Annotated in this window: 16 protein-coding genes; 4 read left to right on the top strand and 12 right to left on the bottom strand. The window is 71.8% G+C overall.

The features are described from left to right. Positions 1 to 44: 44 nt before the first annotated feature. The 3 genes from ACIQ9G_RS30940 to ACIQ9G_RS30930 form a co-directional block, all read right to left on the bottom strand. Positions 45 to 1640, bottom strand: a complete 1596-nt coding sequence (locus ACIQ9G_RS30940) for an acyl-CoA carboxylase subunit beta (protein WP_403616155.1) — start codon at positions 1638 to 1640, stop codon at positions 45 to 47. A 237-nt stretch (positions 1641 to 1877) separates the two neighbouring features. Then, the gene (locus tag ACIQ9G_RS30935) at positions 1878 to 2093 is read right to left on the bottom strand and encodes a hypothetical protein (protein WP_403616460.1); all 216 of its coding nucleotides are present in this window, start codon (positions 2091 to 2093) and stop codon (positions 1878 to 1880) included. Positions 2094 to 2201: 108 nt separating this feature from the next. Then, positions 2202 to 2717, bottom strand: coding sequence for a hypothetical protein (locus ACIQ9G_RS30930; protein ID WP_403616152.1), 516 nt, complete (start codon positions 2715 to 2717; stop codon positions 2202 to 2204). A 266-nt stretch (positions 2718 to 2983) separates the two neighbouring features. Between ACIQ9G_RS30930 and ACIQ9G_RS30925 the strand changes: the two genes are divergently transcribed. The 3 genes from ACIQ9G_RS30925 (at position 2984) to ACIQ9G_RS30915 (ending at position 7152) form a co-directional block, all read left to right on the top strand. After that, positions 2984 to 3592 (top strand): YceI family protein, encoded by a 609-nt coding sequence (locus ACIQ9G_RS30925; RefSeq protein WP_403616149.1) that lies wholly within the window; start codon positions 2984 to 2986, stop codon positions 3590 to 3592. A 450-nt stretch (positions 3593 to 4042) separates the two neighbouring features. Then, on the top strand, positions 4043 to 5578 hold the full coding sequence (locus tag ACIQ9G_RS30920; protein WP_403616146.1) for a DUF1254 domain-containing protein: 1536 nt from the start codon (positions 4043 to 4045) through the stop codon (positions 5576 to 5578). Positions 5579 to 5619: 41 nt separating this feature from the next. Further along, positions 5620 to 7152, top strand: coding sequence for a DUF1254 domain-containing protein (locus ACIQ9G_RS30915; protein WP_403616143.1), 1533 nt, complete (start codon positions 5620 to 5622; stop codon positions 7150 to 7152). 168 nt (positions 7153 to 7320) lie between these two features. Here the strand turns inward: ACIQ9G_RS30915 and ACIQ9G_RS30910 are convergent, their stop codons facing one another. Continuing rightward, entirely contained in the window at positions 7321 to 8724 is a 1404-nt protein-coding gene (locus ACIQ9G_RS30910) for a hypothetical protein (protein ID WP_403616141.1), read from the bottom strand. Between the two features lie 181 nt (positions 8725 to 8905). Between ACIQ9G_RS30910 and ACIQ9G_RS30905 the strand changes: the two genes are divergently transcribed. Further along, on the top strand, positions 8906 to 9589 hold the full coding sequence (locus ACIQ9G_RS30905) for an SLATT domain-containing protein (protein WP_403616139.1): 684 nt from the start codon (positions 8906 to 8908) through the stop codon (positions 9587 to 9589). 180 nt (positions 9590 to 9769) lie between these two features. Here the strand turns inward: ACIQ9G_RS30905 and cimA are convergent, their stop codons facing one another. The 8 genes from cimA to ACIQ9G_RS30865 all read right to left on the bottom strand — a co-directional run bounded on the left by cimA (position 9770) and on the right by ACIQ9G_RS30865 (position 19694). Further along, positions 9770 to 11374 carry a citramalate synthase gene (cimA, locus tag ACIQ9G_RS30900; RefSeq protein ID WP_403616136.1) on the bottom strand — a complete coding sequence of 535 codons (1605 nt, stop codon included), beginning with the start codon at positions 11372 to 11374 and terminating at the stop codon, positions 9770 to 9772. Positions 11375 to 11654: 280 nt separating this feature from the next. Beyond that, positions 11655 to 12956 carry an MFS transporter gene (locus tag ACIQ9G_RS30895; protein WP_403616134.1) on the bottom strand — a complete coding sequence of 434 codons (1302 nt, stop codon included), beginning with the start codon at positions 12954 to 12956 and terminating at the stop codon, positions 11655 to 11657. Positions 12957 to 13014: 58 nt separating this feature from the next. After that, complete coding sequence (locus tag ACIQ9G_RS30890; RefSeq protein WP_403616131.1) at positions 13015 to 13620, bottom strand: TetR family transcriptional regulator C-terminal domain-containing protein; 606 nt, start codon at positions 13618 to 13620, stop codon at positions 13015 to 13017. A gap of 9 nt (positions 13621 to 13629) precedes the next feature. Continuing rightward, the gene (locus ACIQ9G_RS30885) at positions 13630 to 14670 is read right to left on the bottom strand and encodes an agmatine/peptidylarginine deiminase (protein ID WP_403616129.1); all 1041 of its coding nucleotides are present in this window, start codon (positions 14668 to 14670) and stop codon (positions 13630 to 13632) included. A 24-nt stretch (positions 14671 to 14694) separates the two neighbouring features. Further along, the gene (locus tag ACIQ9G_RS30880; RefSeq protein ID WP_403616126.1) at positions 14695 to 16377 is read right to left on the bottom strand and encodes an urease subunit alpha; all 1683 of its coding nucleotides are present in this window, start codon (positions 16375 to 16377) and stop codon (positions 14695 to 14697) included. Beyond that, a complete protein-coding gene (gene ureA / locus ACIQ9G_RS30875; RefSeq protein WP_403616124.1) occupies positions 16374 to 17054 on the bottom strand; it encodes an urease subunit gamma in 681 nt (226 codons plus the stop codon). The genes ACIQ9G_RS30880 and ureA overlap by 4 nt, the downstream gene beginning before the upstream one ends. 223 nt (positions 17055 to 17277) lie before the next feature. Continuing rightward, on the bottom strand, positions 17278 to 18366 hold the full coding sequence (locus tag ACIQ9G_RS30870) for a branched-chain amino acid aminotransferase (RefSeq protein WP_403616122.1): 1089 nt from the start codon (positions 18364 to 18366) through the stop codon (positions 17278 to 17280). Between the two features lie 284 nt (positions 18367 to 18650). After that, positions 18651 to 19694 carry a 3-isopropylmalate dehydrogenase gene (locus ACIQ9G_RS30865; protein WP_356187912.1) on the bottom strand — a complete coding sequence of 348 codons (1044 nt, stop codon included), beginning with the start codon at positions 19692 to 19694 and terminating at the stop codon, positions 18651 to 18653. Between the last annotated feature and the right edge of the window lie 82 nt (positions 19695 to 19776).

The raw sequence follows: 19776 nt of genomic DNA, 5'->3' as shown, positions 1-19776 counted from the left end.
CGTGGATGAGAGGTCCGCGGCATTGCCGCGGTGCGTCCGCCCGGTTACTGGGGCGGGTTGCCGTGCTTGCGGGAGGGCAGGTCGGCGTGCTTGCTGTGCAGCATCGCCAGGGACCGGATGAGCGTCTCGCGGGTGCCGGCCGGGTCGATCACGTCGTCCACCAGGCCGCGCTCGGCCGCGTAGTACGGGTGCATCAGTTCGGCCTTGTACTCCTTGACCATCTTCTGACGCATCGCCTCGGGGTCCTCGGCCTCGGCGATCTGACGGCGGAAGATGACGTTGGCCGCACCCTCCGCGCCCATCACGGCGATCTCGTTCGTCGGCCACGCGTAGGTGAGGTCGGCACCGATCGACTGGGAGTCCATGACGATGTAGGCACCGCCGTACGCCTTGCGCAGGATCAGCGAGATCCGCGGCACGGTGGCGTTGCAGTAGGCGTAGAGCAGCTTGGCGCCGTGCCGGATGATGCCGCCGTGCTCCTGGTCGACGCCCGGGAGGAAGCCGGGCACGTCGAGGAGGGTGACGATCGGGATGTTGAAGGCGTCGCACATCTGGACGAAGCGCGCGGCCTTCTCACTCGCCTCGATGTCCAGCACGCCCGCCAGCACCTGCGGCTGGTTGGCGATGATGCCGACGACCTGGCCGTCCATCCGGGCCAGCGCGCAGATGATGTTCCGCGCCCAGCGCTCGTGGACCTCCAGGTACTCGCCGTCGTCGACGATCTCCTCGATGACCTTGGTCATGTCGTACGGGCGGTTGCCGTCGGCCGGGACCAGGTCGAGCAGTACGTCGGAGCGGCGGTCGGCGGGGTCGGAGCACTCCGTCCGGGGCGGGTTCTCGCGGTTGTTCTGCGGGAGGAGGGAGAGGAGGTAGCGCACCTCGGCGATGCACGTCTCCTCGTCGTCGTAGGCGAAGTGGCACACCCCGCTCGTCTCGGCGTGCACGTCCGCGCCGCCCAGACCGTTCTGCGTGATCTCCTCGCCGGTGACCGCCTTGACCACGTCCGGACCGGTGATGAACATCTGCGAGGTCTCACGGACCATGAACACGAAGTCCGTCAGCGCCGGACTGTAGGCCGCACCACCGGCGCACGGGCCCAGCATCACCGAGATCTGCGGGATCACCCCGGAGGCCCTCGTGTTGCGCTGGAAGATCCCGCCGTACCCGGCGAGCGCGCTCACACCCTCCTGGATCCGGGCACCCGCACCGTCGTTCAGCGACACCAGCGGCGCACCCGCCGCGATCGCCATGTCCATGATCTTGTGGATCTTCGTGGCGTGGGCCTCGCCCAGCGCACCGCCGAAGACCCGGAAGTCGTGCGCGTACACGAAGACCGTACGGCCCTCCACCGTGCCCCAGCCGGTGACCACACCGTCCGTGTACGGCTTCTTCGCCTCAAGACCGAAACCGGTCGCCCGGTGCCGGCGCAACTGCTCGACCTCCTGGAAGGACCCCGGGTCCAGGAGCAGCTCGATCCGCTCCCGAGCGGTCAGCTTCCCCTTGGCGTACTGCGCCGCGGTCGCCTTCTCGCTGGGACCCGCCACCGCCTGCGCACGGATGTCGTGCAGTTCGGCGACCCGTCCGCGCGCGTCCGTCGGCTCGCCGGTCGGCTCACCCGTCGTCTCATCCAAAACGGTCATGTAGTGACCTTACGAAGCGCACCAAGGAAAGCGAGCCGTTGACTCCGTACAGTCTCCGGCCCGTTTTCCTGGTACGAGTGAACAGAACCTCCGGTGCTTGCAGCCTTTCCGACTGCTCAGAGGCCCTCGCCGTTGTCGGGGTCGTACAAAGTCATGGGGCGAGAGTCGAGTCACATTCATGGGTGACGGATGCCATCACCGGAGTGACACGCAGACCCGGACGGCGGCCTGCCGGGGTCACCTCGACGGAGTCGTCCGTCCGCGCCACCCGGCCCGCGGGACGGCCGTGGACGATCTCCACAGCGGCTCCCCGGTGCGGGGCGGCTCGCTCACCCGCGGACGGAGGGTGCGGCCCCGGCGGCGGGCCGGCACGCAGGCGCCGGCCGGCACGGTCGGCGGTCCCACCGTACCTGCTCGCCCGAAGGAGGCGGCGAGCAGGCCGAGGGAGGGCATGGCCACCGCCTGGCGGCCGGGGTCGTCGGCTAGCACGGACATCCAGTGCCGGCCGGCGGCGCGGACGGCGACCCGGCGGCGGCTGCTGACCGGCCGGCGGCCGGCCGGTCAGCAGCCGCCGCAGTTGTAGTACAGGACGTCCCAGTGCGTGCCCTCGTCGGCGTAGATGTTGCCGGAGCCGGACTTGTACTGCGGGGCGCCGTCGCCGCGCAGGCCGATGTAGGTGAAGTTGTTCTTGATGTAGCTGGTGACGCAGGTGTTCTTGCCGTAGTCGAGCTTGTAGCCGTTCCAGTGGGAGTAGGTGCCGGAGGCGTGTCCGGTCTCCGTCCCGCCGGTGATGTTCAGCGCGCAGCCGCCGGCCCGCTTCAGGGTCTGAGCGCCCTGGGCGGTGGCGAGGTTGAGCTGCTCGAAGGAGGTACAGGTGGAGTTGTACCGGTCGGAGCAGTTGCCGGAGGAGGACCAGGTGATGCCGACGTCTCGGAACATCTGGGTGGCGGTGGCATGGCTGATCTTGGTGACGGCGAAGGCGTCGGTGGCGGTGCCGAGGACGGCGACGCCCGGGGCGACGACGAGGGCGAGAGCGGTCAGGACGGCGCGGGCGCGGCCGGTCTTGGCTGTCTTCATGGGGGAACCCTTCCTGCGATTGGCCGTGCGTGCTGCGGGGCGGCTGTGCAGGTGGTGCAGGGAGATGGTGCCCGAGGTCTACGCGCGTCCGCCAGAGGACGAACCGGACGCTCGCGCACCGCTCCGCACGTCCTGGGAAACGCCTCGCCGATTAAGTTGAAAGTCGAACGGAATAGGTCTACGGTCGTGAGTGTTCAGATCATTGAACATTCAACATCCTCGGCCTCGCACCGCGCCGGGGCCATCCCTTCCCCAAGGAGCACGTCATGGGCATCTTCGGCCGCAAGAGCGACACCACCGTCCCCACCGGCACCCCCGCCGCGGTGAGCCCGGACCTCGCCGCGCTGACCGGTGACTACACCATCGACCCGGCCCACTCCACGCTCGGCTTCGTCGCCCGGCACGCCATGGTCACCAACGTCAAGGGCAAGTTCAACGACTTCTCCGGCACCCTGCACCTGGACGGTTCCGACCCCGCCAAGTCCACCGCCTCCCTCGACGTCACCATGGACAGCATCGACACCGGTTCCGCCGACCGCGACGGGCACCTGAAGAGCTCGGACTTCTTCAAGACCGGGGAGTTCCCGGCCATGACCTTCCGCTCCACCGAGGCGGAGGCCCTGGGCGGCGACGACTACCGCATCACCGGCGAGCTGACCATCCTCGGCGTCACCAAGCCGCTCACCATCGACCTGGAGTTCAACGGCGCGGCCAAGGACCCGTTCGGCAACGAGCGCGTCGGCTTCGAGGGCAAGGCCGAGATCCTGCGCTCCGAGTGGGGCCTGACCTGGAACGCGGCGCTGGAGACGGGCGGCGTACTGGTCTCCGACAAGATCAAGCTGAACTTCGACATCTCGGCGATCAAGAACGCGTGAACCCCCGGCCTCCGGCCCCGGCACCGTGGCCGGTGAAGAAGTCCCGGCCACCCGCCCACCTCCGAAGCGCCCGCCCGCCACTCCCCCGCAACGGGGAGGGCGGGCGCTTCGGCTTTCCGGCTCCCTCCCCGGGCCGGTCGTCCCGGCTCCTCGCGGAGCCGATCGCCGGATCACCGGGCCGATCGCCCGGCCCCTGGGCCGGTTGCCGGGTCCCGGGGCCGGTGATCTACTCGTTAGTAGGCCAGGCCGCACTTGCAGCCCCCGCCGGATGCGACGAAGCACGGCGAACGCAGCGCCCCGTCGGTCCACTCGGCCCACAGGAGAGACAGTCACGGGGAGAACCCGGGGACGCGTCCGTGACGGTCGCCGGTGTGGCTCCCAGGCCGGCGGGGGTGGACCCGGCGTGCGTGCCGTGCTGCCAGCGACAGGGAGAGGGAGAGGAGCGCGGCGATGACCTCTGCAGCCGCGAACAAGAACCCCGCACAGCGACTGCGCGACCAGCTCACGGGCGTGTCGTCGACCATCGGCCACGCGGCGACGGCGACCGGCAGAGCCACGGCGGACGCCGTGCGCCACCCCGGCGCCGTCGTGGACCGCGCCCGCAGGACCTCACAGGCGCTGCCGCTCATGTGGCAGTCGGTGAAGCCCGTCCTGACCGGGCACGTGACCGACTGGCGCCGCGAATACGCCTACACGCTCGGGGAACAGGCCTTCGTCTACGGCTTCCCGTACATCTACTACGCCCGGATCCGGCACCGCTGGGTGACCCAGGAGCCGGAGAACGAGATGACGCCGTACGCCGCGGTCAACCAGTTCTGGCACGGGCGCACGCTCTACGACGCGTCCGACCGCGAGGGCCTGTCGCCCAACAACGACACGCTGTACTCCTTCGCCTGGGTCGACCTGAGCGAGGAACCCGTCGTCCTCTCCCACCCGGACATGGGCGACCGCTACTTCACCTTCGAACTGGTCGGCATCACCTCCGACAACTACGACTACGTGGGACAGCGCGCCACCGGTTCACAGGCCGGCCACTTCGCCCTGGTCGGGCCCGGCTGGACGGGAGACCTGCCCGAGGGGCTGCGCCGCACGGCGACCGCGCCCACCCCCTGGGTCCTGATCATCGGCCGCACCCTCGTCGAGGGGGCGCAGGACCTCCCGGCCGTGCACGCGCTGCAGGACCAGTACCGGCTGACCCCGCTCAGCCGGCTGGGCCACAAGGACACCCTCCTGCCGGAGCGCCGCGACGTGCTGGAACCGGTCGAAGCGGACCAGGATCCGCTCGGGCCGTGGAAGACGCTGAACGCGATGCTCGCCGAGAACCCGCCGCCCGCCCACCACGAGCTGCTGCTCAAGCAGTTCGCGGAGATCGGCGTCGGCCCCGGACTCGACGTCGAGGCCCAGCCCGAGGCCGTCAGGCAGAGCCTGATCCGGGCCGCGGCCACCGGCGTCGACCTGCTCGAACAGCAACTGCTCAGCGGCGAGTGGGCCCGCGTCGTCAACGGCTGGCGCTACCCGCCCCCGCAGGTGGGCCGGTTCGGCGACGACTTCCTGCGCCGGGCCGGTGAGCAGGCCCTGGTCGGTATCGCCGCCAACGACCCGGCGGAAGCGGTCTACCTGGTCGCCTTCCACGACGGCCAGGGCGAGAAGCTGTCCACGGGCCGCTACGAACTGCGCTTCGAACCGGGGAACCTGCCTCCCGTCGACGCCTTCTGGTCACTGACCGTCTACGGGGAGGACCGCAACCTGGTGCCCAACCCGATCGACCGCTACTCCATCGGCGACCGCACCCCCGGCCTGGTCACCAACCGCGACGGAAGCGTGACCATCCACCTGCAGCCCGAGGCGCCCCGCCCCGACCGCGAGGCCAACTGGCTGCCGACCCCGGAGCGGGGCATCTGGTACATCAGCCTGCGCATGTACCTCCCCCGGCCGGAGGTCGTCGACGCCCACTGGGAGTGCCCGCCGATCACCCGCCTCACCTGAGGGCGCACGTGGCACCACCGACCGTGGGGAGGAGCGCGGCGATGACCACCGCCACCGCCACCAGGAGTCCCGCACAGCGCGTGCGCGACCAGCTCACAGAAATGACCTCGGCCATCGGCCACGCGGCGACGGCGACCGGAAGAGCCACTGCGGACGCCGTCCGCCACCCCGGCGCCCTGGTCGGCCACGCCCGCAGAACCACCCAGGCACTGCCCCTCATGTGGCAGTCCGTGAAACCCGTCCTCACCGGACGCCTGAGCGACTGGCGCCGCGAGTACGCCTACACCCTGGGCGAACAGGCCTTCCTCTACGGCTTCCCGTACATCTACTACGCCGGGATCCGGCACCGCTGGGTGACCCAGGAACCGGAGAGTGCGACGACGCCGTACGCCGCCGTCAACCACTTCTGGCACGGGCGCACGCTCTACGACGCGTCCAATCGGGAGGGGCTGACTCCCAACAACGACACGCTGTACTCGTTCGCCTGGGTCGACCTGAGCGCAGAGCCCGTCGTCCTCTCCCACCCGGACATGGACGACCGCTACTTCACCTTCGAACTCGTCGGCATCACCTCCGACAACTACGACTACGTGGGACAGCGCGCCACCGGCTCGCGGTCCGGCCACTTCGCCCTCGTCGGGCCGGACTGGACGGGAGACCTCACGGAAGTCGTGCGCCGCACGGCCACCGCGCCCACCCCCTGGGTCCTGGTCATCGGCCGCACGCTGGTCGCGGGCGAGGACGATCTCACGGACGTCCACGCGTTGCAGGACCAGTACCGGCTGACCCCGCTCAGCCTGTACGGCACGGAGCGGGCCGCCCCCGAGAGCCGTGACGTACTGGAACCGGTCGACGAGGACGAGGATCCGCTCGGGCCGTGGAAGACGCTGAACGCGATGCTCGCCGAGAACCCACCGCCCGCCCACCACGAGGTCCTGCTCAAGCAGTTCGCGGAGATCGGCATCGGACCCGGACTCGACGTCGAGGCCCAGCCCGAGGCCGTCAGGCAGAGCCTGATCCGGGCCGCGGCCACCGGAGTCGACCTGCTCGAACAGGAACTGCTCGGCGGCGAGTGGGCCCCCGTCGTCAACGGCTGGCGCTACCCGGCCCCGGGGCTCGGCCGGTTCGGCGACCAGTTCCTGCGCCGGGCCGCCGAGCAGGCGCTGATCGGGGTCGCCGCCAACGATCCCGTGGAGTCGGTGTACCTGTTCGCCGTCGACGACGCCGACGGCGACGAGCTGACCACCGGTCACTACGAACTGCGCTTCGAACCGGGGGACCTGCCCCCCGTCGACGCCTTCTGGTCCCTGGTCGTCTACGGGATGGACCGCAACCTCGTGCCCAACCCGATCGACCGCTACTCCATCGGCGACCGCACCCCCGGCCTGGTCACCGGACCCGACGGGAGCCTGACCATCCACCTGCGGCCGAAGTCGCCGGGACCGGACCGGGTGTCCAACTGGCTGCCCACCCCGGAACGGGGGAACTGGTACATCGGTCTGCGCATGTACCTCCCCCGGCCGGAAGTCCTGGACGGGCGATGGGAGTGCCCGCCGATCAACCGCGTCACCTGACGGCGAGATCGGACCGGACCACCTTCCCGGGGCTCCGCTCCCCCACGCCCCACCGGCCCGCCGACGCGGCGACCGGCATCAGGCCTCGCCCGTGCTCGGCCCCGGCGGGCGCGCCCGCGAGGCGCACCCCGCCGGGGCCGCTGTGGTGCGCGCGAGGCCCCGGCGGGTTCAGAAGCCTCCGCCGAAGTCCCCGCCACCGCCCCCGAAGTCGCCTCCGCCGCCGTCGCCGAAACCGCCCGAGAAGTCGCCGGGGTCGAAGTCGGCGCCGGAGACGTCCCCGCCCTCGTAACCGCCGAAGTCGCCGTAACCGGTGCCGTAGTCGGCCGCGTACGCCGGGGTCGCCATCGCGCTGCCGAGCAGGGTCCCGACCAGCAGGCCGGGCAGGATGCCGCCGCCGAAGTAGCCGCCCGCCCAGGGGCCGTAGGCCGGGCCCGCGTCCCAGTAGGGGCGGCGGCCGTAGTCGGTGTCGACCTCGCGGATGTGCGGGTCGCGTCCCTCCGCGAGGCGGACCTGGTCGGCGGCGCAGACCGGGACCTCGCGGGGAGCGCCGCCCGGGGGCGTCCAGACGGCGTCGGCGACCGAGGGGCCGTGCCGCGGGTCGAAGAAGCAGGGCGGCCGGCGCTCGGGCAGGGGCCGTCCCTCCCGGCGGGCGGCGAGTTGCGCGAGGGAGAAACGCCCGTCCTCCAGTGCCTCGGTGACCGCCTTGACGTCCTCCGGCCGGCGGGCGTCGGCCATGTACTGCTTGGCCTGCTCGTAGGCGTCCAGCGCCCGCTCGTAGTCCGCCCGCATGGCGTCGTCCGCGCCCGCCTCGGCGGGGTGGAAGTCGAGGCGGTCCAGTTCCTCGCCGAAGGCGGTGATGTCCTCGTCGACGACGATCCGCAGCCGCTCCAGTGCGGCCCGCTGCTCGGCCTCCCGGCGGCGCCGGTTGCGGCGGACGAGGGCGTAGGCGCCGGCGCCGCCCGCGACCAGGACGGCTCCGGCGGTGATGAGCGCGCCGGTCGACATCCCGCTGCCCTGGCCGGAGGTGCCGCCGCTCCAGGTGGCGGGTGCGGAGCCGCGCAGGGTGGGCAGGGCGCGGTCGGCGAAGTCGGTGAGCTGCGTCCTGGCGTCCTCGCCCCGCACGCTGGTGACGAGGTTGCGCACGGCGTTGCGCGGCAGGACGGAGGAGTCGGCGCGGGCGTCGAAACGGTCGCCGAGGCGGACGGCGTACAGGCCGGTGATGCCGGTGGCGGTGCGCAGGTCGGCGAAGAGGTTCCTGGTCGGGTAACCGGCGGGCAGGACGGCGACGAAGAGGGGCTTGTCCGCGTCCCTGATCTTCCGGGCGAGCGCGCCGGCGTCCACGGCGGACAGCTGTCCGGAGGCGGCCGGATCGACGTAGACGGGATTCCTGCGCAGGGCCTCGGCGACCGCGGAGACGCTGGTGTGGGTGGTCGCCGAGACCGCGGCCGTGGCGCCGGTGGCCGCGGCGGCCCGCGCGGTGCCGGGCTGCGGGACGGCCAGCGCGACCGGTACGGCGACCGCGAGCGCGACCAGCCACCGGGGAAGGACTCGGGTCAGGACGACGGCCTTCATGATGCGAAACTACCGGAATCCGGTCGCATCCGGTCATCGACGGCTCTCGGGGCCGGGCACGGGGAACGGCGCACCGGTAGTGGCGGCCGACAGGGGCCGCCCCGCGCGCGCCCTCGCTACCATGCGGTGCTGCCGGCGGCGGGCCCGCGGCCGGCACCGGCGCTGGGGAAGGCGGAGGGGCGTGTTCAACAGACAGAAGGACTCGGACATGCAGGTGTCCGAGCTCACCGGGCTGGACCGCTCGCGCACGCGCGCGGAGGCGCTGGCGGAGCTGTTCCGGCACGCGGAGAGCGAGGTGCACTCGGCGATCGGCTGGTACCTGGCACGGCGGCGCGGCCCGTCGCTGTGGTCCCGCTCGCTGCGCGCCCTCGCCGGGCTGCTGGGCATCGCGGGCACGCTCACGCCGCTGGTGCACGCGGCGAGCCCGGCGGCCATAGGGCCCGAATGGGGTTTCGTGTTCCTGGCCGCCGGCGCCGGGTGCGTGCTGTTCGACCGGGTCTTCGGCTTCTCCGCGACCTGGACCCGCTACATCAGGACCCAGCTCGCCCTCCAGCAGGTGCTGAAGCGGGCGCAGACGGAGTGGACGCAGGGGTTTCTGCGCATCACCGACGCGCCCAGCGACAAGGAGCAGGCCGCGCTGCTCGGGATCGTCGAGCGGCTGCGCATGGACGCCCACCGGCTGATGGAGGAGGAGGCGGCCGCCTGGGTCGGCTATCTCGCCGAGGGCGTGGAGGAGCTGACCCGGTCCACGACGCAGGCCGCCGGCCACCGGGCGCCGTCCTCCGGGCTGCTGCGGCTGGACCGGTCCGGCGGGCGCGACCGGCCCGGCGACCACCTGCCCCGCGCCCGCGACGCGGCGCTGTAAGGCGCAGGGCGGGCCGACCCACGGTCGACCGGGCGGGGTCGGCACACGAGCCGCCCACGGTCCTCCGGGCGGGGTCGGCGCACCGCCCGCCGATCGGGTCGGCCCACGGCCCGCCGGGCGGCCCGAACCGCGCACGCACGCACGCCCGCCCGGCCGTTGCCGCTCCCGCCGGCCCGAGGCCTACGCGGCCGGCTCCACGCCCGCGCGCAGCAGGCCGTAGGTGTACGCGTCCTCCAGCGCCTGCCAGGACGCGGCGATGACGTTGTCCGCCACGCCCACGGTGGACCACTCGCCGCAGCCGTCCGAGGTGGAGATCAGCACGCGGGTCGTGGACTGGGTGCCGTGCTTGCCCTCCAGGATGCGGACCTTGTAGTCGACCAACTCGAAGGCGGCCAGCTCGGGGTAGATCTTCTCCAGGGCCACCCGCAGGGCGCGGTCGAGGGCGTTGACCGGGCCGTTGCCCTCGGCCGTGGCGACGATGCGCTCGCTCTTGGCCCACAGCTTGACCGTGGCCTCGTTGGCGTGGGTGCCGTCGGGGCGGTCCTCGACGATCGCCCGCCAGGACTCCACCTCGAAGTACTTCAGCGGCCTGCCCTCGGCCTCGGCGCGCAGCAGCAGTTCGAAGCTGGCGTCCGCCGCCTCGTAGGTGTAGCCCTTGAGCTCGCGCTCCTTGACCCGCTCGACCACCCGGCCGACCAGCTCGCGGTCGCCGCCGAGGTCGACGCCGAGTTCCTTGCCCTTCAGCTCCACCGACGCCCGGCCCGCCATGTCGGAGACCAGCATCCGCATGGTGTTGCCGACCTGCTCGGGGTCGATGTGCTGGTAAAGGTCCGGGTCGACCTTGATCGCGGAGGCGTGCAGCCCGGCCTTGTGCGCGAAGGCGGATACACCCACATAGGGCTGGTGCGTCGAGGGCGTTAGGTTGACGACCTCGGCGATGGCGTGCGAGATGCGCGTCATCTCGCGCAGCCGGCCCTCGGGCAGCACCTGCTTGCCGTACTTCAGTTCCAGGGCCGCCACGACCGGGAACAGGTTGGCGTTGCCGACCCGTTCGCCGTAGCCGTTCGCCGTGCACTGCACGTGGGTGGCGCCGGCGTCGACCGCGGCCAGCGTGTTGGCGACCGCGCAGCCGGTGTCGTCCTGGGCGTGGATGCCGAGGCGGGCGCCGGTGTCCGCCAGGACGGTGGAGACGACCGCCTGGACCTGGGCGGGGAGCATTCCGCCGTTGGTGTCGCACAGCACCACCACGTCCGCGCCCGCCTCCGAGGCGGCCCGGACGACGGCCTTGGCGTAGGCGGGGTTGGCGCGGTAGCCGTCGAAGAAGTGCTCGCAGTCGACGAAGACGCGGCGGCCTTCGGAGCGCAGGTGGGAGACCGTGTCCCGGACCATGTCCAGGTTCTCCTCCAGCGTGGTGCGCAGTGCCAGTTCCACATGCCGGTCGTGCGCCTTCGCCACCAGGGTGATCACCTCGGCACCGGACTCCAGGAGCGCCCTGACCTGCGGGTCGTCCGCCGCCTTCGCGCCCGCGCGGCGGGTGGCGCCGAAGGCGACCAGCCGGGCGTGCCGGAACTCGATCTCCTGCCGGGCGCGGGCGAAGAACTCGGTGTCCCGCGGGTTGGCTCCGGGCCAGCCGCCCTCGATGAAGCCCACGCCGAAGTCGTCCAGGTGCCGCGCGATGGCCAGCTTGTCGGCGACGGTGAGGTTGATGCCCTCCCGCTGGGCGCCGTCGCGCAGGGTGGTGTCGAACACGTGGAACGCATCGGCCGGCTGGCTGGTTGCGGTCATGGTCTCAAGGCTCCTGTTTTGGATCTCGGTCTTACCGGAATGACCGGCTCCACCGTCCCCCCATCATCCCTCGCGCTCCGCTCCCGGCTGAAGGTGGGCCAGAAAACGAAAAACCTCTCGCGGGTGCGAGAGGTCTGCGCGCGGGTCGAGGACACGATGGCCGCCCGTACCTGGTCGTACGAGACGGTCACTGCGGACCGGCGCGCCTGCTGCCCATAATCATGGCGAACGAGAGCACGGGGGCAGTCTGGCACAATCCGCCCCCGCGCTCACCGCCGTCTCAGGATGCGGGCGTCAGCCGAGACGCCTCGGCGGCCCGCACCCGGGTGAGGTCGAGGTCCTTCGTCTCCCGCATGGTGAGGTAGACGACGAGGGAGACGGCCGCGCAGGCCGCCACGTACCAGAAGAAGCCGGACTCGGCGCCGGCGTTCTTGAACCAGAGGGCGACGTACTCCGCGGTGCCACCGAACAGCGCGTTGGCCAGGGCGTACGGGAGGGCCACGCCGAGCGCGCGGACGCCGGTCGGGAACAGCTCCGCCTTCACGCAGGCGTTGATCGAGGTGTAGCCGGTCACGATCACCAGCGCCAGCAGGGACAGACCGAGGGCAGGCCAGAAGCTCCCGGCGTGCCCGAGCAGGGTCATGACCGGCACGGTCAGCAGGGTGGAGCCGACGGCGAAGGTGATCAGCAGCGGGCGGCGGCCGATCCGGTCGGACAGCCGGCCGGCCAGCGGCTGGAGGCAGGCGAAGACGATCAGCGCGGTGAAGGAGACCAGCGTGGCGGTCTGCTTGGACAGGCCCGCGGAGTTCGACAGGTACTTCGTGAGATACGTGGTGTACGTGTAGTAGGCGACCGTGCCGCCCATGGTCAGGGCCATCACCAGCAGCGCCTCCCGCCTGTGCCGCCACAGCGCGCGCAGCGTGCCGCGCTCCTCGCCGCCGGTGGCGTCGGCCTCGTAGACCTCGGTCTCCAGCATGCTGCGCCGCAGGTAGAAGACCACGGCCGCGCCGAGCGCGCCGACGACGAACGGGATGCGCCAGCCGTAGCTGTGCAGCGCGTCGTCCGACATGGTGCGCTGCAGGACGATCTGCAGGCCCAGGCCGACGATCTGTCCGGCGGTCATGGACACGTACTGGAAGCTGGAGGCGAAGCCGCGCCGGCGCGGGTCGGCGGCCTCGGTGAGGTAGGTGGCGCTGGCCGCGTACTCGCCGCCCACCGACAGGCCCTGGAGCAGGCGGGCGAGGAGCAGCACCAGCGCCCCGCCGTACCCGGCGACCGCGTACGTCGGCGCGACCGCGATGAGGACCGCGGACGCGGACATCAGGCTCACGGTGAGGGTCAGCGCGGCCTTGCGGCCTCTTCTGTCGCCGACCCGGCCGAGCAGCCAGCCGCCGACCGGGCGCATGAAGAAGCCGACCGCGAAGATGCCCGCGGTGTTCATGAGTTGGGCGGTCGGGTTGCCGTGGGGGAAGAACGCCCCGGCGAAGTAGGTGGCGAAACTGGCGTAGACGAACCAGTCGTACCACTCCACCATGTTCCCGGCCGAGCCGATCCAGATCCTCTTCCAGTGCTGTTGTCCCATGAGGCGTACCTGCCCCGGCCGGGCACGGGTGACCCGCCCAATGGGCCGTTCGGCGGCGTCACTTGGCGGGGCGGGCCAGCGATTCGTCCAGGAACTCCCTTACGTGACCGAGGACCTGCTCCCGCCCGGTGCCGCGCAGCCCGATCGCCACGTGGATGGAGAAGCCGTCGAGCAGGGCGCGCAGCCGGGTGGCGAACCGGTCGGCGTCCACGGGGCGGAACTCGCCGCGCGAGACGCCCTCAGCGATCAGGGCGACCAGGTCGCGGTGCCAGGCGCCCTCGATGGCGGCCTGCCGGTCGCGGGCGCCGTCGTCGGCGTTCTGCGAGCGGTTCCAGACCTCCAGCCACAGCGTCCAGTGCGGGTCGCGGTGGCCGTCGGGGACGTACAGGTCGACGTAGGCGTCCAGGCGTGCGCGGGCGGCGGCGGTGCGGGCGAGCAGCCGGCCGCGTTCGGCGCCCAGGCGCCCCTCGCTCCACTCCAGGGTCCGCAGCAGCAGTTCGTCCTTGGAGTGGAAGTAGTACAGCAGGTGGCCGCTGCTCATGCCGACCGCACGGCCGAGCGCCGCCATGGTGAGCTTCTCCAGACCGCGTTCGGCGATCATCTCCATGGCGGCGGCGAGGACCTCCTCGCGCGGCGGGGCCGCCTGCCTGCGCCCACCGGCCATCCGCTGCTCCTAGCTCCTCGGCTGCTGCTGGGTGATGCAGTGGATGCCGCCACCGCCGGAGAAGATCGTACGGGCGTCCACCAGCGTCACCCTCCGCTCCGGGAAGAGCCGCCGGAAGACGCCGGCCGCGAGTTCGTCGCGCGGGTCGTCGAAGCCGCACAGCACGACGCCGCCGTTGCAGAGGTAGTGGTTGATGTACGAGTAGTCGGCCCAGTGGCCGTCCGCCTCCAGCACGGTGGGGGCGGGGACCTCCACGACCTCCAGGCGGCGGCCGCGCGCGTCGGTGGCGGATCTCAGGATGCCGATGACCTCCTTCGTCACCTCGTGGTCGGGGTGCGCCGGGTCCGGCTGGTGGTGGGCGACGACGACGCCGGGGCGGGCGAAGGCGGCGACGATGTCCACATGGCCGAGGGTGCCGAAGCCGTGCGGGGGGTAGTCGCCGGTCAGACCGCGGGGCAGCCAGATCGCCTTCCGGGTGCCGAGGTGGGCGTGGACCTCCGCCTCGACCCGCTCCCTGGTCCAGTGCGGGTTGCGTTCGGGGCCGAGCTGCACGGTCTCGGTGAGCAGGACGGTGCCCTCGCCGTCGACGTGGATCGCGCCGCCCTCGTTGACCAGCTCCGAGGCGTACGTCCGCGCGCCCGCGAGGTCCGCGACCTGTGCGGCGACCTTCGCGTCGTGCTCCCAGCGGGCCCACGCCTGGGCGCCCCAGCCGTTGAACGTCCAGTCGACGGCGGCGAGCCGGCCCCGGCCGCCGGTGAGGAAGGTGGGGCCGATGTCCCGCATCCAGGCGTCGTCCAGGTCGCGCTCGACGGTGTCGACGCCGGGGCCGAGCAGTGCCTGCGCGGACGCCGACTGGCCGGGGCGGCAGACGACCGTCACCGGTTCGAAGCGGAGGACGGCACGGGCCACCGACGCCCAGGCCGTGCGGGCGAGGACGAGGTCGTCGGGGTCGTCGAAGGTCGGGTTGGGGCCGGGCCACGCCATCCAGGTGCGCTCGTGCGGCGCCCACTCGGCGGGCATGTGGAAGCCGTCGGCGGCGGGGGTGTTCATACGCGGTCCTCGGCTCCTTGAACCTCAAAGGAAATACAGGCGGTTGAGGGACACCGAGTCGGCCGGCTCGGAGCGGACCGGCTCGCCGTCCAGGGTGACCAGGCCGGTCCGCTGATCGACGTCGACCGATCCGGTACGGGAGTTCAGGCGCAGGTCGGCGGGGCCGATGCCGCGGGTGCCGCGGACGGCGACCCTTCTTCTGCGGGTCGGCATCCGGTCGTGGCCCTGGTCCAGGGCGGCCCGGGCGACGAACGCGACCGAGATCTCGGCGGGGGTGGCCCCGTGCGCGCCGAACTGCGGCCCCAGCACGAGGGGTTCGCAGGTGTCGGTGGCCGCGTTCGGGTCGCCGGTCACGCCGTACGCCGGGAAGCCCGCCTTGAGCACGAGCTGCGGCTTGGCCCCGAAGTACTCCGGGCGCCACAGCACGATGTCGGCCAGCTTGCCCGGCTCGATGGAGCCGACCTCGTGCGCGAGGCCGTGCGCGACGGCCGGGTTGACGGTCAGCTTGGCGATGTAGCGCAGCACGCGGGCGTTGTCGTCGTCCGGGCCGTCCCCGTCAAGGGGGCCCAGCTCGGCCTTCATCTTCCCGGCCATCGCGAAGGTGCGCCGCACGGTCTCGCCCGCGCGGCCCATGCCCTGCGCGTCGGAGGAGGTGATGCCGATCGCGCCCAGGTCGTGCAGCACGTCCTCGGCGCCCATGGTCCCGGCGCGGATGCGGTCGCGGGCCATGGCGGCGTCGCCCGGCAGGTCGGTCTTGAGGTCGTGGACGGACACGATCATGCCGTAGTGCTCGGCGACCGCGTCCCGGCCGAAGGGGAGGGTGGGGTTGGTGGAGGAGCCGATGACGTTCGGGACTCCGGCCATCTTCAGGACGTTCGGCACATGGCCGCCGCCGCAGCCCTCGATGTGGAAGGCGTGGACGGTGCGCCCCTCCAGGACCCGCAGGGTGTCCTCGACCGACAGGCACTCGTTCAGCCCGTCGCTGTGCAGGGCGACCTGCACGTCGTGCTCCTCGGCGACCCGGAGGGCGGTGTCCAGGGCGCGGGTGTGGGCACCCATGTCCTCGTGCACCTTGAAACCGGAGGCGCCGCCCTCGGCGAGGGCCTCCACCAGCGGGGCGGAGTGGGAGGACGAACCCCGGCCGAGGAAGCCGATGTTGACCGGCCAGGCGTCGAAGGCGCCGAACGCCTGCCGGAGCGCCCAGGGGGAGTTGACGCCCACGCCCCACACCGGGCCGAACTCCTGGCCGATGATCGTGGTCACGCCGGAGGCGAGCGAGGCCTCCATGACGCGCGGTGAGAGCAGGTGCACATGGGTGTCGACGGCCCCGGCGGTGGCGATCAGCCCCTCACCGGACACGATCGACGTGCCGGTGCCCACGACCACGTCGACCCCGTCGAGGGTGTCGGGGTTTCCGGCCCGCCCGATGGAGTGGATCCGGCCCTCGCGGATCCCGATGGAGACCTTCCGGATCCCCTGCACGGCGTCGATCACGACGACGTTGCTGATCACGACGTCGCAGGTCTCGCGGACGGCGGCCGCCTTCAGGTGCAGTCCGTCGCGGGCCGTCTTGCCGAACCCGGCCAGGAACTCGTCGCCCGGGCGCTGGGCGTCGGACTCGACGCGGATCACCAGCCCGGAGTCGCCGAGTCGGACGCGGTCGCCGGCGCGGGGACCGTGGGTGGCGGCGTACTCGTACGGGTTCATCGCGCGACTCCCAGATATCCGCAGGCGGCGGCCCTGCGCAGGGCCTCCTCCTTCGCCCCCGGCGCGTCCAGCGGCCCGTCGACCAGCCCGGCGAACCCGATGGCGAGGCGGTCGCCCCCGATCGGCAGCAGCCCGACCTCGACGCGCTCGCCGGGGCCGAAGCGGACGGAGGAGCCCGCGGGCACCGCGAGCCGCATCCCGTAGGCGGCGGCCCGGTCGAAGTCGAGCCGCGGGTTGGCCTCGAAGAAGTGGAAGTGGGAGGTGACGGAGACCGGCACGGTCGCGGTGTTGGTGACCGCGAGGCGGACCGCCGCCTCGGGCTCGGCGTGCTCCGGACCCGGCAGCAGAGCGCCCGGCCCCCGCTCCCCCAGTCCGCCGCCGATGGGGTCGCAGACCACCGCGAGCCGCGAGCCGTCGTCGAAGACGGCCTCGACGTGCACCTCCGTGACGACGTCCGCCACGCCGGGCAGCACGTCGTCCGGACCGAGCACCGCGCGGGCCCGCTCGACCGCCTCGGCGAGCCGGGCGCCGTCCCGGGCCGCCTCGCAGACGGTGTCGGCGATCAGGGCGGTGGCCTCCGGGACGTTGAGTCTCAGGCCGCGCGCCTTGCGGGACCGGGCCAGCTCGGCGGCGGAGAACAGCAGCAGCCGGTCACGCTCGGTGGGGGTGAGTCTCACGTCGTGGCACCTCATTGCCCATACTCTTCTGCATCCAGACTTTAGAGCGACACTCTAAACCCGGAACCTGCCGAAAAGGAAGGGAAGAAGGCCAGCAAAGGACCACGGCGCCGACGACTGTCTTGAGCGTCACTCAAAGAGTGTCGCGGAGACGGAAAAGGCCGTCCCCCGGCCGCTCGTGGGAGCGGCCGGGGGACGGCCCGAGGGAGAACCGGGGCGGGGCTCAGCCGATGCGGTGCATCCAGCCGTGCTTGTCCTCGGCGGTGCCGCGCTGGAGGTCCAGGAGGGCCCGGCGGAGCTTCAGCGTGACCTCGCCGGGCTCGCCGTCCGACTGCCGCCACTCGGCGGACGCGCGCTTGACGGTGCCGACCGGGGTGATGACGGCGGCCGTGCCGCAGGCGAAGACCTCGGTGAGGGTGCCGTTCTCGGAGTCGCGCTGCCACTGGTCGATGGAGACGCGGGCCTCCTCGGACTCGTAGCCGAGGTCGCGGGCGACGGCCAGCAGCGAGTCACGGGTGACGCCCTCCAGGATGGAGCCGGTGAGCGTCGGGGTGACGATCCTGTCGCCGTACACGAAGTACAGGTTCATGCCGCCCAGCTCCTCGACCCACTGGTGCTCCACGGCGTCGAGGTAGCAGACCTGGGCGCAGCCCTTGGCGGCGGCCTCGGCCTGGGCGAGCAGGGAGGCCGCGTAGTTGCCGCCGGTCTTGGCGTCGCCCATGCCGCCGGGGACGGCGCGGACACGGTCCTCGGAGACCCAGATGGAGACCGGCTTCACGCCGCCCGGGAAGTAGGCGCCGGCCGGGGAGGCGATGACCAGGAAGAGGTACTCGTTGGCGGGCTTGACGCCCAGTCCGACCTCGGTGGCGATCATGAACGGGCGCAGGTAGAGCGACTCCTCGCCGCCGTGCGGCGGCACCCAGGCCTGGTCCTGCTGGACCAGGGCGTCGCAGGCCTCGACGAAGGTCTCGACGGGCAGCTCGGGCATGGCCAGGCGGCGGGCGGAGGCCTGGAAGCGCTGGGCGTTCTTGTCGGGGCGGAAGGTGGCGACGGTGCCGTCGGGCTGGCGGTAGGCCTTCAGCCCCTCGAAGATCTCCTGCGCGTAGTGCAGGACGTGGGTGGCGGGGTCCAGGGAGATCGGCGCGTACGGGACGAGCTGTCCGTCGTGCCAGCCCCGGCCCTCCGTCCACCTGATCGTCACCATGTGATCGGTGAAGTGGCGGCCGAACCCGGGGTTGGCCAGGATCGCCTCCCGCTCCGCGTCGGAGAGCGGGTTGGCCGAGGGCTTGAGCTCGATCGTGGGCGTCGTCATCAGTGGTTTGTCCTTCACCGGTTGTCGTGACGGGCCGCGCTCACGCCCGTACGGCCAGTGGCCGGTGCTAGGACGTCCGAACATTCCCTCATACCGCGGCTCCGCGTTCGATTATCGCGCGGAGCCGGCAGCGGAAGAAAACGGGGTGAATGCGGGCCCAGGGGTTGATGGTGGCACCCGGCGCCGCATACGGAAAGCCACCGGGTGCGGATGCGACCCGGCGGCTTCGAATGGGATTCCCCTACTCCTCGGAGCCTGGGGAGTTTTCGAGTGGCGCGGCCAGGTCAGCCGGCTACTCGTACGGCGAGCGCGTCGCCGATCTCGGCGGTGCTGCGGGCGGGCAGCCCGCCGCGCTCCGCGAGGTCCGCGGAGACCGCCTCCTCGATCCGGGTCGCCTCGTCCTCGTAGCCGAGGTGGCGCAGCAGCAGGGCGACGGAGAGGACCGTGGCGGTGGGGTCGGCCTTGCCCTGGCCGGCGATGTCCGGGGCCGAGCCGTGGACCGGCTCGAACATCGACGGGAACGCGCCGCTCGGGTTGATGTTGCCGGAGGCGGCGACGCCGATGCCGCCGGAGACGGCCGCGGCGAGGTCGGTGATGATGTCGCCGAAGAGGTTGTCGGTGACGATCACGTCGAAGCGCTCGGGCTGGGTGACGAGGTAGATCGTCGCCGCGTCGACGTGGATGTACTCGGTGGTGACCTCGGGGAACTCCTCGGCCACCCGGTTGAAGACGTTCGTCCACAGGTGCCCGGCGAAGGTCAGCACGTTGTTCTTGTGGACCAGCGTGAGCTTCTTGCGCGGGCGGGCCTGGGCGCGGGCGAAGGCGTCGCGCACCACGCGCTCGACACCGTAGGCCGTGTTGACGGACACCTCGGTGGCGACCTCGTGCTCGGTGCCCTTGCGGATGGTGCCGCCGTTGCCCGTGTAGGGGCCCTCGGTGCCCTCGCGGACGACGACGAAGTCGATCCGCGGGTCGCCCGCGAGCGGGGTGGCGACACCGGGCAGCAGCTTCGAGGGGCGCAGGTTGACGTGGTGGTCGAAGGCGAAGCGGAGCTTGAGCAGGAAGCCGCGCTCCAGGACTCCGGACGGCACCGACGGATCGCCGATCGCGCCGAGCAGGATGGCGTCGTGCCGCTCGAGCCGCTCCAGGTCGGCGTCGGTGAGGGTCTCACCGGTGGCGTGGTAGCGCCGGGCCCCGAAGTCGTACTCCTCGGTCTCGAGCTTCACGTCCTGCGGGAGGACGGCGGTCAGGACCTTCAGGCCCTCGGCCACCACTTCCTGGCCGATGCCGTCACCGGGGATCACTGCGAGATCGATGCTGCGAGACATGTCGGCACCCTACTCCGCGTCCCATGAGATGACACGGGACGTCCATCATTCGGACGATGGGAGCGGCCACGGGGGGCGCGGG

Source organism: Streptomyces sp. NPDC096152 (genome assembly GCF_044763235.1).
Lineage (GTDB): Bacteria > Actinomycetota > Actinomycetes > Streptomycetales > Streptomycetaceae > Streptomyces.
The sequence above is the reverse complement of the archived record's forward strand: the minus strand, read 5'-3'. Positions and strand labels throughout refer to the sequence as shown.